The organism is Desulfitobacterium sp. THU1 (assembly GCF_038181555.1).
Taxonomy (GTDB): Bacteria; Bacillota; Desulfitobacteriia; order Desulfitobacteriales; family Desulfitobacteriaceae; genus Desulfitobacterium.
Genome location: NZ_JBBWUA010000011.1, coordinates 60,445 through 74,831 on the forward strand (window position 1 = coordinate 60,445; position 14,387 = coordinate 74,831).

Genomic DNA, 14,387 nt, shown 5'->3' on the forward strand with positions numbered 1-14,387 from the left:
AATGAGAGTGGTACCACGTAAGATGTTAAGTCTTTCGTCTCTATGGTTGTAGAGATGAAGGATTTTTTTATTTTCCAATTCAGAATATGTAGGGAACAATCCCTGTGTTGTTCTGCAACAGCAAAGATATGAGAAAGGGATGATAGGCAATGAAAAATTGTGATAAGTATCAACGGGGCTATTTTATGCCACCCGTAACTTCTTTGAAATGGGCGCAACTGGAGTATATCACGACCCCTCCAACCTGGTGTAGCGTGGATCTGCGCGACGGTAATCAGGCTTTGGTGGTACCCATGAGCTTGGAAGAAAAATTGGAGTTCTTTCAACTGCTGGTGCAGGTCGGCTTCAAGGAAATTGAAGTGGGCTTTCCTGCGGCCTCGGAGACGGAGTATACCTTTTTGCGCACCTTGATCGAACAGAATCTGATTCCTGAGGATGTGAGCATTCAGGTGTTGACTCAATCCAGAGAGCATATCATTGAGAAGACCTTTAAAGCTTTAGAAGGAGCAAAAAGGGCCGTGGTCCACCTCTACAACTCGACTTCGGTTGCCCAACGGGAGCAGGTCTTTAAGATGACCAAGGAAGAAATTATCGAGATTGCGGTGAGTGGTGCTCGCTTGCTGAAACAATATGCGGCTAAAACAGAGGGCAACTTCCGGTTTGAATATTCACCGGAAAGCTTTACCGGCACGGAGATGGAATTTGCGCTGGACATCTGCAATAAGGTTCTTGAGGTGTTTGAACCTACCCCTGAGAATAAAGTGATAATCAATTTACCGGCAACCGTGTCCATGTCCATGCCCCACGTTTATGCCAGTCAAATCGAGTATATGAGTGATCATCTCAAGTATCGGGATAATGTGATTCTCTCCCTCCATCCCCATAATGACCGAGGCACGGCTGTAGCTGATGCAGAGCTGGGCTTGCTAGCCGGCGGTCAGCGCATCGAAGGGACGTTGTTTGGGAATGGGGAGCGTACGGGTAATGTAGATATCGTGACCTTGGCCCTCAACATGTTTTCCCATGGGGTGAACCCCGGCTTAAACTTTGAAAATATGCTGGATATTACCGCGGGCTATGAAAAGCTAACCGGGATGAAGGTCCACGAACGTCAACCTTACGGCGGCAAGCTGGTTTTTGCAGCGTTCTCTGGTTCCCATCAAGATGCCATTACCAAAGGTATGAAATATCGGGAAGAGCGCGATTGCAACAACTGGACCGTGCCTTATCTGCTTATCGACCCTCAAGACATTGGTCGGGAGTATGAGGGAGATGTCATCCGCATCAATAGTCAGTCCGGTAAGGGGGGCATTGCCTTCTTACTGGAACAGCATTACGCTTTTGACTTACCGGCTAAGATGCGTGAGGACTTCGGCTATAAGGTGAAGAGTGTCTCAGATCAGCTGCATAAGGAGCTGATGCCCGCAGAGATCAAAGATATTTTCGTCAAGGAATATGTCAATATCGACCATCCCGTTGAGTTGGTGAATTTCCGGTTCAATGGACAGGAAGATTTCTACACCACCGTCACCATCCGCTATGATAATGAAACTCTGGAGTTATCAGGAAAAGGAGAGGGCCGTCTGGACGCTATCAGCAATGTCCTCCAAACCCAACTGGGGTTATCCTACTCCAACCTTAGCTATAAAGAGCATGCTCTGGAGGTAGGCTCCAAATCACAGGCGGTTTCCTATGTCAGCATCACCGGTCCCGATGGCGCGCTACACTGGGGCTGCGGCATCCACATGGACATCTTTACTTCTTCGGTGAAAGCCTTGATCAGTGCGATTAATGCAATGAAGAAAGCGAAATAAATCCAAACTATGCGATTTAATCCCAAACTATGATTTGAAGCACAGTTCTCCCAAGTCATTCATGGTATCATTCTTATATGAAGTTAATGAGTTAACTTGTTTCCAATGTCCACGCAGTGGAGACTCACGTAAGGATGGGGATAATGATGAAAAACATGAATTATTCGGTGGGACTGGAACATGATGATTATGCAAATGATCGCGACCTTGTCATTAAGGATGCCTTAACGGCGGTAGCCGATACGGGTGTAGGCTATTACGTCAACGTTGTGACACCGGCCAGCTTTGGCAATCCGGTTGACTATTTGACTGAACTATTAGACCAACAATTTGGCGATCGCATTAAGTATCAATTCATCGATCAATGCGGCTGCGGTGGCTATGTTCTGCGTGTTTGGAAGCTGTAAACAACCATAAGAAAGACGACCTTATCTTACTGCAACAGTAGGATAAGGTCGTTTTTGCATTACTCCAAAATGGACTCAATAAAAAGGGTGCGCTCTTCCACCAGATTGTATTCTTTAGCTTGAGCATTTGAGAAGTCGTCATCTGCCAGTACAACCCTGACGATGGGACGCATAGGGAGGCTTTTATTCTGATCCACAACGATGCCGATTTCACCGGTGCTTAATTTTACGGTACAACCGGTCGGGTAGGCTGCGATATGCTTAAGAAAGGTAATAATCAGATCCTTAGGGAAGAATTTTTCGGCACTGCCCATCAAAACCTCGCAAGCTTCATAAGGCGCGATATGGGTATGGCCGGGGCCGTCATTGACTAGGTTATCATAAAAGTTCGCAATGCCGACAATTTGGGCCCATTGATGGATGGAATCCCCCTCTAATTTTCGGGGATAGCCGTCGCCATTAAAATGTTCATGATGCTGGAAGGCGATATGGGCACTGAGCAAATTCAACTCCCGCTTGGTGCGCAGGATATCAAAGCCATGGGTGGTGTGAGTTTTGTAAAGCTCGGCTTCTTCTGGGGTAAAGGGCGTTCGCTTCTTAAGGAGTTCTTTTGGTAGCTTTACCGTGCCAATATCATGGAACAAGGCGCCGATCGCCAGTCCTTGCAGACTTTCGTGGTCAAGCTGGAGGGCCTTCCCAAGTACTGTTGAGAGAACGCAGACATTCACAGAATGGGCAAAAACATGATTATCATAGGTGCGCATATCGGTTAAACCGATAAAGATATCTTTCTGGAAAAGGATATCCTGAATGATATTATCAATGGACTTTTTGGCCGAAAAGCCATCGAAATCCTTGCCGACCTTAACAGCTTGTACTGCGTTATCTAAGGAGGACATGGCCTCGCGACGATGCTCTTCGGAAATAACATCTTCGATCACAATATCTTTACTTAATTCATCGTCAATGTAGACGATGTTTATGCCAAGCTTATTTAAACGATTGATGTAAGAGTCAGAAAGTGCCATTCCTTTTCCTAATAAAACTCGTCCATCATTGGCATATATAGTTCGACCCAGAATATCTCCTTCTTGAAGTCGGTGGGTGCTTAGCTGGCGCATTTTATCTTCCTTTCAAATTAAAAGTCGCCAATTTGGCGACAATCTTCAAAGTTTAAGAGTTCGGTAGCTTGGCGATCATCAGGGGTTTCCTGGAAGACCCATAGCTTTGCGTCCTTGGTTTTCACCAAGTTTGCCATTGTCGATCTTTATTTTCAGTTTTCTGCTTCGTGCATGATATATATCTTAATTATAAGTGCAAATTTTTCTCTCAACAAGGAGTTAGCAGGATTTTAAACAAATTTTAAATTTTATGATAATTGATAGTAGATACTTGGTGCAATTGAGTACTTTTCTTCTATTCTATATTTATTTATGTTAGAATAATCAGAACGTTATCTATCCTTGAGGGGGCTTTTTATGGAACAGGGGAATTTAAGCGAAACTCTTGTTGTTAAGATAGTGGGAACAGATCAGTGTGAAGCCCAAGTGCATATTGCAGTGGAAAAGGCGCTCACCATTTATATCAATGGGAAAGAATTCGCGACCATGGTCTGCACCCCCAGCCAAGGGAAGGAATTGGCAGTAGGCTTTCTCTGCTCTGAGGGTATAATTAATCAACCTGACCAAATTAAAAAGATTACTTTCGATCCGAAGCAAGGTTTTGTCTGGGTGGAGACTAAGACAGAGCGTACTTTAAGTGAGGACCTCTTTCTTAAACGCTATATCACTTCCTGCTGTGGCAAGGGCAAAAGCACATTTTACTTTGCTAACGATGCCCGACTTGCCCAGAAGGTTGAGAGTGGATTAAAAGTCTCTGCTCAAAAAGTGAGCGAGTATATTAATCTGCTGGAAGAGGGCTCAGAACTTTTTCGTCTTACGGGAGGAGTCCACGGTGGTGCCCTGGCTTCCGGAAGTAAGATGGATTATTATGCTGAGGATATCGGACGGCATAATGTGTTGGATAAATTATACGGCCAGGCTTTTTTGGATGAGGTCGATCTTTCGCAAAAGATAATCGTTTTTAGTGGCCGTATCTCTTCAGAAATTGTGATTAAAGCAGCGAAGATGGGCTGTCCTATTCTAGTTGGGGTGTCCGCACCCACGGACCTCGCCCTGCGCTTGGCTGAGGAGTTGGGACTTACCGTCATCGGCTTTGCTCGCAGAAACTGCATGAATATTTATACCCACCGGGAGCGGATTGTTGTGACCAAGGCAGAGGGCTCAGTTTGAAATGTTGGTGGAGTTAAAATGAAATTCCGCTGGAGGAGTCACCACGACAATCAGTTTGCGCGGGAGCTCAACGTCCTTGGCATCCCAATGGAGAATCGAGGCATCGAAATATAAAGCATCGCCTGCTTTAAGGTGGTAATCCTCTTTTCCCACATTGATGGGACTTTCTCCTTCTAAGACATAGAGCAATTCGACTCCCTCATGTGAGTATACTTTTTTATCCAAATCGGACATATCCACACAATAGGCTCCTATCCGATCCTTCGGCGATGGGTTGATGAGTAGGCGCCAATTTTTATTTTCGGAATGCAGGAATTTTTGCTCATCCATTTTCAAATGACTATACACCACTTCGGAGTCAGGGTCGAGAAAGAAGGATTCTACGGGAACATTCAATATTTGAGCGATTCTTTTGAGGGTAGCTAAGGAAGGGCTAACGATATCTCTCTCGATGAGGCTGATATAGCCATTGCTCAACTCCAATTGCTGTGCTAATTGAGTGGTTGTGAGATTGCGTCTTTTACGTATGGCGCGAATGGATTCACCGACTTCAATCAAGAATGATCGCCTCCCAGGTTTAGATAGGTAGGGTATTAAAAAACTTCAGGTGGTGTTGTTACCACAAAAAGTTTAAGAGTTCCTTCAGACTTCTCACTAATCCAATGGGGGACTAGGCTATTAAAATAAAGCGTATCGCCTTTACTAAGGAAAAATTCCCTCTGTGCTACGTGAAAGCGCATTTCTCCCTCAAGGACTAAGATGAATTTATCGCCATGGTGAATTGTGATATCCTCACCAAGCTCGGTAATCTTGGCAATATAGGCACCTAAATGGCTATTTTGAACGCTATTGTTGATAAGAAAACGCAGGGTTATGCCGGCATTTAAGAGAATGGTCCGCTGGGCTTCTTCGGGTATGTATTCTGAGGTGAATTTGGGGTTAACGAAAAAGCTCGAGATGGGAAATCCTAGAGCAAAGGCGACTTTCTCTAAGGTAACCAAGGAGGGACTGGCCAAATTGCGTTCGATTTGGCTTAAATGACTGATGGTTAATTCTGTTTTCTCCGCAATATCTTTCAAACTAAGTTTTTGATTTTTGCGTATCATGCGGATTGCCAAGCCTATATCCGCCAAAATGATTCCTCCTAACTTTTTGCAAACAAGTTAGGGTCATTATACCTGATTTCCTCTAAATATAGTAGTATAAGGTTGGATGTTGTCGAAATTTTTTGAACACTGACAAGGAGAACTATGCATTACAAAAATATCAGAGCCGGAAAATTTATTTCTCGCCCAAATCGCTTCATCGCCAGGGTAGAAATTAACGGCAGGGAAGAAGTCTGCCATGTGAAGAATACGGGACGCTGTAAAGAATTATTACTTCCGGGAGTCGAAGTCTATGTACAGGAAGCGGACTATGAGCATAGGAAAACCAAGTTTGATCTCATCGGGGTCCGCAAGGGGGAAAGGCTGATCAATATGGACAGCCAAGTACCGAATAAAGTATTTCAGGAATGGTTAGGAGCCAAGGAATATTTCCAAGATCTACGGTTGATGAAACCTGAAAGCAAATTCCAAAGCTCCCGCTTTGATTTTTATTTGGAAACAGCCCGAAAAAAGATCTATGTCGAGGTGAAAGGGGTTACCTTAGAGGAAGAGGGAGTGGCACTCTTTCCGGATGCTCCTACGGAGCGGGGCGTTAAGCACATTCTCGAATTGTGTCAGGCAATCGATGCCGGGTATGATGCTTATATTGTGTTTATCATCCAGATGAAGGATGTCAAGTACTTTACCCCCAATGCCAAGACCCATCAGGCCTTTGCCGATGCCTTAATTCAGGCGAAGAACCATGGGGTGAAGATTCTGGCTCTGGACTGCTTGGTCACGGAGGAATCCATCGAGGCCAGAGATTTTGTGGAGGTTAGACTGTAGGCGGTAGTGCTGCGTATGGGTCATAAGCAATAGAGGTATATCCAATAGTGAATTTGAGCAATAGTAGAGCCAGCAGATATAAAAATCAGCTGGCTATTTTTTATGTGTATCATCAGAGTATGCGTATCGTCAGAGTGCGTGTATTAGCAGAGCATTGATATCTACAAAAGGAAGCTTATTTCAAAAGCCCGCGCACAATCTCAATGACTCGGTCTTGCTCCGCCAGGGTCATATTCGTCCCGGAAGGCAGACAGATTCCCTTGGCAAAGAGCTCATCGGAGATGCTTTTCCCTTCTTCGTGAGAATAATAAGGACAATCTTTAAAGACAGGCTGGAGATGGAGTGGTTTCCATACAGGACGAGCTTCAATATTATGTTCTTCCAAGGCAATAAGTACATCATTGACCGTGACACCGGTTTTTTCAGAGTCGAGAGTTAGGGTGGTCAGCCAACGATTACTGCGGCCGTAGCTTGCTTCAGGCATAAAGTCTAAGCCATCCACCTTGTTGAGGGCTGCATAGTAACGGTCAAAGATGGCGCGGCGAGTATTGACGCGCTCGTCAATGACTTTCATCTGACCGCGACCAATACCGGCTAAGACATTGCTCAAGCGATAGTTGTAGCCAATCTCGCTATGTTGATAATGCCGCGCTTTGTCCCGGGCCTGGGTAGCCCAGAACCGTATTTTATCCAAAGCCTTCAGATTGTCGGAGACAAGCATCCCTCCGCCGGAGGTAGTGATAATTTTGTTGCCGTTAAAGGAAAAGACTCCGAATTCGCCAAAGGAGCCGCAGGGCTTACCCTGATAGGTGGCGCCGAGAGCTTCAGCGGCATCTTCGACGACTGGAACCTGGTAGTGCTCGAGCAGCTCGAGAAGAGGTTCCAGATGGGCGCTTTGTCCATAAAGATCGACGATAATCGCCGCTTTGGGCAGCTTGCCTTCTTTTTTAAGTCCTTCTAAGGCTCGAGCTAAGGCCTTTGCTGACATATTCCAGTTTTCTGGGTCAGCATCAATAAAAACAGGTTTTCCCCCTTCGTAAACGATGGGGTTAGCACTGGCGGAAAAAGTGAGGGATGAACAGATGACAGAATCGCCGCGGGTTACCCCCAGGTATTTAAGTGCTAAATGGATAGCAGCTGTCCCTGAACTCAAGGCAACAGCCCCTTGGGTACCGACATAGTCGGCCACCTGGCGCTCAAAGGCATCCACATTCGGGCCTAAAGGGGCAATCCAGTTCGTGGCAAAGGCTTCTCTGATATACTCTTGTTCAGCGCCGCTCATGTGAGGGGATGAAAGGTAAATTCGTTGTTCTGCTCCTGTTTCCATAGGTGTTCTCCTCCTAACGCATTCCTTAGACTACGTTATATTAAATATGTTTTGGTTTGTGGATTAAGATTCTTTTTAATTACAACCTTCTTAGTTCAATGCTTTTCGTAGCGGCTTTCAGCGAGAAGGTGGTAGCGAGCTACGAAAATGATCATGGTGGCAATGACCACTATCAAGGAGATTGCTGCTAAGGCAAGGGATTGACGCGTATAGGTCAGGAACCCTAACAAGCCTCCGCAAGCCGTCACCCCATAAACGGTGAAAACGGTGGTCAGATAACCCAGTCCCAAGTGATCCATCAGCAGGTTGTAGCTGTGGCTACGGTCGGGAGCAAAGATGGGCTTGTGGTTAGCTTTGCGGCGGATAATGCTTAAAGCGGTATCGAATAAAGGATAAGCGAGGATAAGTAAGGTCACTGCCCCACCAACCCAAGGTGACTCTGCGCTCCGCTGGACAAGGATGCCCATCACCGCCAAGAGATAGCCGAGGAGCATACTGCCTGTATCTCCCATAAATATTTTGGCGGGTCGAAAGTTATAGATAAGAAAGCCAAGGATTGCGCCCAGAAGCGGAAGAGCGATGGTTTCTAGGCTGGGCACTCCGAGGGCAAAGAAAATGAGCGTTGCTATTCCCGCGACGCCGCCGGCCAGACCATCCATGCCATCAATGAGATTAAAGGCGTTCATCAGCCCGATAATCCAAATGACGGTGATCGCCGTGTCCAGCAGGTTGCCAAAGAGCACAAACTGATAGCCACTGGCTGTGGTCAGCAAAGCGAGGGCTAATTGCGCAATGAGTTTAGCATTGGGGCTTAAATTTTTTAGGTCATCCAGTAAGCCTAAGGTAGTGGCACCCACCATCAACAGGACCAAGGCCAGCAAAGCCGTCCCTTGACCGCTTATGAAGAGTCCACCCAGTAAGCCGAGGAGAATGGCTATCCCTCCGGCTTTAGGAGTTTCACGGGTGTGAATGCTACGATAATTAGGCTTATCAATAATTCGGTAACGAATTACCAAAGGGATTAGTATCACCGTTAGAGCAAGGCTGATGCTAAAACTCATGGTTTGTCAACTCCAGTAAAAATTTGTTTAACTAAGGATACCAGTGACCCAAAACCATAAGATATATGTAAGCTAGGAAAAAGCAACACGAGTTGGAAAAACTCCGGCAAGCTCCCGGCTAGGCGCATACTGACCAGAAGGTCTAAGAGGAGATAAGGACCGGCGACGAGGGCGATCCACCAGGGGCTAGTAAGGATGGATAAGAGTGTCGCACCCAATAGTGCCAACACAAAGACCAAGGGTATGAAATGGCGCCAGGAAAGGGACTGTGCACATAGCCTAGCAGTGATGATATTCCAATAACCGTTGCCATAGCCCTGCTGCACAAAGCGCGTAAAATCTTCCCGCGGCGCATAATAGGATTCAATGGATGGGTCAAAATACAGGGTGTGGCCAAACTTACGGAGGCGATAGTTCAGTTCGATATCTTGATTGCGAATCAGACGCTCATCAAAAAGACCGGTCTGCTTTAAGACATCCATCCGGTAAGCGCCATAAGCCACAGTATCCACGTAATCTGCCTTATCAGAGTAGCGGAATTTAGAATTGCCGACCCCAAAGGGATGCCCTAAGACTTTGCCGGCTAGCTTGGCAAATTCTCCTGTGGAGCGATTGATAAGGCGCCCGCCCACAGCTGCTGCGTTCGTGTTCTTCAGGGCTTGAACGCTGTTCTTAATAAAGTCTGGATGAGCTGTGGCATGTGCGCTGAAGACCACCCCGATCTCTCCACGGGCCGCCTGCAGGCCGATATTCATCCCGGTGGGGGTAAACCCTGTGGGATTATCTAATAGCTTAACCGGATAGAGCTTGCCCAGCTCCTCCACAATCTCCCGGGAACCATCTGTGGATTGACCGTCGACGATAATGATCTCCAACTGCTCGAGGGGATAAGTCTGCTGGATAAAGGTTTGAATACAACGATCAATATAAGCTTTTTCATTGCGCATCGGAATCACGATGGATACGAGCGGCTGAGCATCACTAGTCAAGAGGCATCCCCCGTTCAAAATCAGGACTACTGTTATTCTGCCATGGTTTTCACTGTTTTACTACAGGCCATTACCTAGTTTAGCGGAGGGCATCGTAATACTGGAAGCTTCGGTTGGAGATAAAATGCTCGTCTTTGCTGTTAATGACCAAGGAAACAAGCATAGCCATACTCACCCAGAGCACAGGGTCTTCAAAGAAGCGAGCTTCCATCTGAGCACTGACAAAGATGGTCAAGATCCAACCAAAATAACCGATCCCAAGCACAAAGGTATGGCGTACCTTCTGGCTTAAGCTATAGAGGGCATAGATGAGACTGAGCATCAGCAAGCTTAGGCTGATGAGACCAAGCCACCCTAGCTCAGCCATGACGGTAATCACTGAAGTGTGTGATAGGCTTACCCCATCCCCTACAGTTTTATAATCAATATAATTGGTCAGAAACCGGGTCTGAAAAGCTCCCAGCCCAACCCCCCAAAGAGGATTATCTTGAAACATGCGCACTCCGACTTTAATGAGATAAAGGCGTTCGGAACCGACGGAAGTAAGGTCTTGTTGAATCTTTAGGAATCGTTCTAACATGGTCGGATTGAGAAGAACGGCTCCAAGCCCAAGGCCTCCGGTGATGCCCACGGGTAACGCAATACGCTTGCTACGGAGCATAATGAGGATAAAGACCATCACGACCGCTAAGGTAAGAAGCCCTCCTCGGGACATGGTAATGACGAGCTGACCCAGCAGGACAAATAAACCGACTAAATAAATGCGGCGTTCCCATGCTGAATTGGCCAGATATTGCAAAATGAGATTGGCAACAATAGCTAAGACGAGAAAACGAGCAAAGATATTGGGGTCTACAAAGGTGGCGTTAACGCGTAGATAATCGCCCAGGGCATTGACATCCTGCCAAATAAGATGGCCGGTCAGCCGTTCATAGAAGGTAAGCGGAGCCAGTCCCAAGCCGACGAGATGGACAATATGCAAAGGAAATAACGGATTAAATCGGAAACGCGTAAATAAGACGACCGAGAAGTATAAGGCGATATACACTAACAGTCGGAGACCTTCGACAAGGGTCCTTGACTGATCAAAACTATGTTTATAGCTGACCACGGCAATGATGAAGTAGAGCAAAATAGCCCAGGTCACGGGCTGAGTAAAGATTTCACCAAGGCGTTTGCGGTAATCACTATTGAACAGGACATGCAGAAAGGCTGAAATAATGATAGCGTAGGTTGTCAGGCGAGCCAAGGTAATCATACCTAGGGCACTACCGAGAAAGGGGATGTCAGGATACCATGTCTTGGAGATGTCGAGAGCTACTGCTCCGAGCAGCAAAATGATGAGCCATTGAGGTCGAAAGCCTCCGAGATAGATGAGGACAGCTATGGTTAGGGCAAGCAATAACCAATTCATTATGCGCCTCCTTAGTTTTATAGTGACAAAAACCTCCAAACATTACTATATCACACAATCATGACGGGGCAAGGGCTTGAGGCATTTTTTTTCGCACGCAGACTTTGATTTAGATAGCACAAAGTTTTTCTTCTATAGAGGTGCCATTTAGGGGCTAAACATATTATGATATATAATATGAAGTTAGCATACTTAACCGGATGAAGGTGGTATAGATATGATCTATTTCGATAATGCGGCAACAACCTGGCCGAAGCCGGAGTCTGTTTATGAAGCAGTAGACCTCTGTATGCGTCAAAAAGGGGCGAATCCCAGTCGCTCCGGACACACGATGGCTTTGCTGGCTGGGCAGATCGTTTTCGAAACACGAGTGCAGATTGCCGAGTTTTTTAACATTGAGGATCCCCTACAGGTTGTTTTTACACCCAATGCTACGGGGGCACTTAATCTTGGTTTAAAGGGTTTGCTCAAGCCCGGTGATCATGTCATTACCAGCTCTCTTGAACATAATGCGGTGACTCGGCCTCTGGAAAAGCTTCGCAGCAAAGGGGTTGAAGTGACTAAGCTTCAGGCCTCAGTACATGAGGGTCTGCATCCTCAGCAAGTAGAGGCGGCCATTCAGGAGAATACCAAAATGATTGTGCTTAGCCATGCCTCAAATGTGCTGGGTGTGATTCAACCCATCTCGGCAATCGGTAAAATTGCTAAGGCTAAGGGGGTGCTCTTGATGGTCGATTCGGCCCAAACAGCAGGCTCTTTACCCATTGATGTGCAGGCTATGGGCATCGACCTTTTAGTTTTTGCCGGGCATAAAGGGTTATTGGGTCCGCAAGGCACGGGAGGTTTGTATCTGAGGGAAGATTTGCAATTGGATACTCTGAATGAGGGAGGGACAGGCGCAAACTCAGAAGAACCCTTTCAACCGGAGGAAAGCCCTGAACGCTATGAAAGTGGAACCCTGAATACGCCGGGCATAGCCGGCTTAGGGGCAGGAATAGAGTTTATTCGTCAAGAGGGGCTAGAAAAGATTCGCGAAAAGGAAAATTCCCTTATTCGCCAGCTCATGCTTGGTTTAGCTAAGATTCCGAGTGTCATCCTCTATGGTCCGGAGCCTACGGTAGAAAGAGCCCCCGTCTTGTCGCTGAACCTTGAAGGAAGAGAGCCTTCGGAGGTTTCTTATCTGTTGGATAGGCTTTATGGCATTGCTTCAAGGCCAGGACTACACTGCGCTCCTGATGCCCACCGAACCCTGGGTACCTTTAAACACGGAACGGTGCGCTTGAGCTTAGGTTATTTTAATACAAGCCAAGAGGTCGATGCGTGCATTGAAGCTATCCGTAAAATTAGTGAGCAGGGAAACTGATGCAGATCGATGAGATTTGTAAAAGTTATATTTTTACAAGAGAGAATTTAGCTTAATAGTAGCAAATAATATGAATTTTTGCTAAAATAGTAGCAAGCGTTAGTAGGTGATGAAATGATGCCTGATTTCATCGTTGCCGAATTCGCTAAGGAAGGCAAAATTTTGAACTATTCAGTTGGACAAGCGGTCTGACAGTTAGTCACCTAGAAGATCAAAAATCCTTAAGCTGTTGGACAACCCCACTGATGACTCAAAAGTGCCAGTCGTAAGCAAAAATAGAGGAGGTAGAAAAGATGCAATCCAATGAACCGACAACCAGTACACAAGCAAATCCAATTGATTTATCCGATGTGAAGGCAGCGCTCCTTATGGCAGTTGATCTAGGATTCGAAGTGGTTAAGGAAGTAGTTCAAAAGCCAGTCGAGACTGGAGAAGAAGTTGCTAAGAAAGCATGTGAAGAAGGTAAGAAGGTCGTAGAAAAAGGAGTAGGAGCAGCAAAGGAACATCCGTTAGCAACTCTACTGATCGCCTTTGGATTGGGTTTCCTCGTCGTGAAATTGCTGAAAAGGAAGTAGGCTATGGAAACTATAGCAGATGTTATTCTAAAATTTCTCGACTTATTTGACGCGCAGTTTGCAGATATCCGCAGCAAACTTTTTAAGATACTAATAGCGGTCGGTTTGCTTGTTGTCGCCCTGGTATTAGCGATCACAGCTTTCGTAATGTTTATTTACGGCTGTTTTCTCGGCTTAGGTCTGTTGATGCCACCATTCTTGGCAGCATTTGCTGTGGCCCTTGTGGCAATAATCCTCGGAGGGGGGTTGGTTCTTTGCGCAAAGAAAAAAATAGCTTAAGTGTTGTCGAGGCAAAGCAACAATTTAGAGAGTCTATGGCAAAGTTTCAACCGAAGCAAATCTTAGCAGATAATATCTTGAAATGTACATTAGTGAGCTTTGTGACTGGGATGGTCGCTGCTGATTCTGCAAAATCCCGTGAGAGTCTGGTCAGTCTCGCCGTTACGGTCGTTAAGAAAGCATTATAATAGTATTTTAACCGTAGAGGACCTCATCAAGCCTAATGCTTGATGAGGTCCTCTATGTATACAGTGTTCTTCACAAAAACCTCTTGTTATTTCTGTTGATTTACTATAAATTTATAAACATCAAATCAATAAGGCAAAGGCGCCGTGTCAAGAATCTAGGGTAGATTTCTTGAAACGGCGCCTTTTTTAGTTTCGCGATCGATCCTTGATAATCATTTCGCTGAAACTCAAATGCCCTTGCTTAATTAGGAAGGAGGAAAAAAATGCCGGAAAACAATCAAAGACAAGCCAAGCCTTCTCTTGAACGAACTGCACTGGCCTTAGCCTTAACAGAACCTCATGAAGAAATGAATGAGTTAAGAAAGCTGTTGCTTTCCCAAAATGTCTACTGTGCAGTAACCGAATTAGGTGGGACCTATAATGACTTACAACCCTCGGGGAAGTTGACTCATTCAGTGATAGCAGAAGCAATCCATGCTGGTGCAATCCAGAAGGAGCCGAAGGCTATATGCGCTATAACCCACGCCATTATAGAAGCGAGTCAGGGAATTTTTGTTCAGGATAATAGCTGTACTCATTATGAACTTAAAGTAGGGATTGCCAGTAATCGAAACTGGATCGCCATCGCCATCTTTGGACGTTCTTCCTTACATGCTCTATCTGAGAGATGTCGAGTGGGTTTAGGGTATACGCATTTGTAAGCAAATTCTTACAAATGCCACTATTAATAAAAATCAAGGAGGAAGAT

Annotated in this window: 16 protein-coding genes, 1 riboswitch and 1 other annotated feature (1 of these 18 running past the window's edge); of the genes, 9 read left to right on the forward strand and 7 right to left on the reverse strand. The window is 45.8% G+C overall.

The genetic code is table 11. The features are described from left to right. Positions 1–45, forward strand: a binding site (T-box leader); it begins 239 nt to the left of the window's first position. Between the two features lie 104 nt (positions 46–149). Both AAC978_RS10510 and AAC978_RS10515 read left to right on the forward strand, forming a co-directional pair. Beyond that, a complete protein-coding gene (locus tag AAC978_RS10510) occupies positions 150–1,814 on the forward strand; it encodes a 2-isopropylmalate synthase (protein WP_341547990.1) in 1,665 nt (554 codons plus the stop codon). 143 nt (positions 1,815–1,957) lie between these two features. Beyond that, a complete protein-coding gene (locus tag AAC978_RS10515; protein ID WP_341547991.1) occupies positions 1,958–2,221 on the forward strand; it encodes a CGCGG family putative rSAM-modified RiPP protein in 264 nt (87 codons plus the stop codon). Between the two features lie 59 nt (positions 2,222–2,280). Here AAC978_RS10515 and AAC978_RS10520 read toward each other — a convergent pair whose 3' ends face one another. Further along, positions 2,281–3,342 (reverse strand): HD-GYP domain-containing protein, encoded by a 1,062-nt coding sequence (locus AAC978_RS10520; RefSeq protein WP_341547992.1) that lies wholly within the window; start codon positions 3,340–3,342, stop codon positions 2,281–2,283. A 59-nt stretch (positions 3,343–3,401) separates the two neighbouring features. Continuing rightward, positions 3,402–3,487: riboswitch (cyclic di-GMP riboswitch) on the reverse strand. A 212-nt stretch (positions 3,488–3,699) separates the two neighbouring features. Between AAC978_RS10520 and fdhD the strand changes: the two genes are divergently transcribed. Then, a complete protein-coding gene (fdhD, locus tag AAC978_RS10525; RefSeq protein WP_341547993.1) occupies positions 3,700–4,512 on the forward strand; it encodes a formate dehydrogenase accessory sulfurtransferase FdhD in 813 nt (270 codons plus the stop codon). On the opposite strand, the gene AAC978_RS10530 is transcribed toward fdhD, so the two are convergent. Then, positions 4,504–5,070 carry a helix-turn-helix domain-containing protein gene (locus tag AAC978_RS10530; RefSeq protein ID WP_341547994.1) on the reverse strand — a complete coding sequence of 189 codons (567 nt, stop codon included), beginning with the start codon at positions 5,068–5,070 and terminating at the stop codon, positions 4,504–4,506. The two genes, fdhD and AAC978_RS10530, sit on opposite strands and share 9 nt — an antisense overlap. Before the next feature lie 35 nt (positions 5,071–5,105). Then, positions 5,106–5,645, reverse strand: a complete 540-nt coding sequence (locus AAC978_RS10535) for a cupin domain-containing protein (protein ID WP_341547995.1) — start codon at positions 5,643–5,645, stop codon at positions 5,106–5,108. A 117-nt stretch (positions 5,646–5,762) separates the two neighbouring features. On the opposite strand from AAC978_RS10535, the gene sfsA reads away from it, so the two are divergent. Then, entirely contained in the window at positions 5,763–6,443 is a 681-nt protein-coding gene (gene sfsA / locus AAC978_RS10540) for a DNA/RNA nuclease SfsA (RefSeq protein WP_341547996.1), read from the forward strand. Positions 6,444–6,618: 175 nt separating this feature from the next. On the opposite strand, the gene AAC978_RS10545 is transcribed toward sfsA, so the two are convergent. The 4 genes from AAC978_RS10545 to AAC978_RS10560 form a co-directional block, all read right to left on the reverse strand. Continuing rightward, positions 6,619–7,770, reverse strand: coding sequence for a DegT/DnrJ/EryC1/StrS family aminotransferase (locus AAC978_RS10545; protein WP_341547997.1), 1,152 nt, complete (start codon positions 7,768–7,770; stop codon positions 6,619–6,621). 95 nt (positions 7,771–7,865) lie between these two features. After that, complete coding sequence (locus AAC978_RS10550) at positions 7,866–8,831, reverse strand: glycosyltransferase family 4 protein (RefSeq protein WP_341547998.1); 966 nt, start codon at positions 8,829–8,831, stop codon at positions 7,866–7,868. Continuing rightward, positions 8,828–9,820 (reverse strand): glycosyltransferase family 2 protein, encoded by a 993-nt coding sequence (locus tag AAC978_RS10555; RefSeq protein WP_341547999.1) that lies wholly within the window; start codon positions 9,818–9,820, stop codon positions 8,828–8,830. Before AAC978_RS10555 ends, AAC978_RS10550 begins: the two co-directional genes overlap by 4 nt. 79 nt (positions 9,821–9,899) lie before the next feature. Further along, on the reverse strand, positions 9,900–11,234 hold the full coding sequence (locus AAC978_RS10560) for an O-antigen ligase family protein (protein ID WP_341548000.1): 1,335 nt from the start codon (positions 11,232–11,234) through the stop codon (positions 9,900–9,902). Between the two features lie 217 nt (positions 11,235–11,451). On the opposite strand from AAC978_RS10560, the gene AAC978_RS10565 reads away from it, so the two are divergent. From AAC978_RS10565 to AAC978_RS10585, 5 genes are all read left to right on the forward strand, one after another. Then, positions 11,452–12,597 (forward strand): aminotransferase class V-fold PLP-dependent enzyme, encoded by a 1,146-nt coding sequence (locus AAC978_RS10565; protein ID WP_341548001.1) that lies wholly within the window; start codon positions 11,452–11,454, stop codon positions 12,595–12,597. Between the two features lie 293 nt (positions 12,598–12,890). Beyond that, positions 12,891–13,172 carry a hypothetical protein gene (locus tag AAC978_RS10570; RefSeq protein WP_341548002.1) on the forward strand — a complete coding sequence of 94 codons (282 nt, stop codon included), beginning with the start codon at positions 12,891–12,893 and terminating at the stop codon, positions 13,170–13,172. A 3-nt stretch (positions 13,173–13,175) separates the two neighbouring features. Further along, positions 13,176–13,451 carry a phage holin family protein gene (locus AAC978_RS10575; protein ID WP_015261367.1) on the forward strand — a complete coding sequence of 92 codons (276 nt, stop codon included), beginning with the start codon at positions 13,176–13,178 and terminating at the stop codon, positions 13,449–13,451. Further along, positions 13,427–13,639 carry a hypothetical protein gene (locus AAC978_RS10580; protein ID WP_341548003.1) on the forward strand — a complete coding sequence of 71 codons (213 nt, stop codon included), beginning with the start codon at positions 13,427–13,429 and terminating at the stop codon, positions 13,637–13,639. The genes AAC978_RS10575 and AAC978_RS10580 overlap by 25 nt, the downstream gene beginning before the upstream one ends. 263 nt (positions 13,640–13,902) lie before the next feature. After that, positions 13,903–14,340 (forward strand): HutP family protein, encoded by a 438-nt coding sequence (locus AAC978_RS10585; protein WP_341548004.1) that lies wholly within the window; start codon positions 13,903–13,905, stop codon positions 14,338–14,340. The last annotated feature ends 47 nt before the right edge of the window (positions 14,341–14,387 follow it).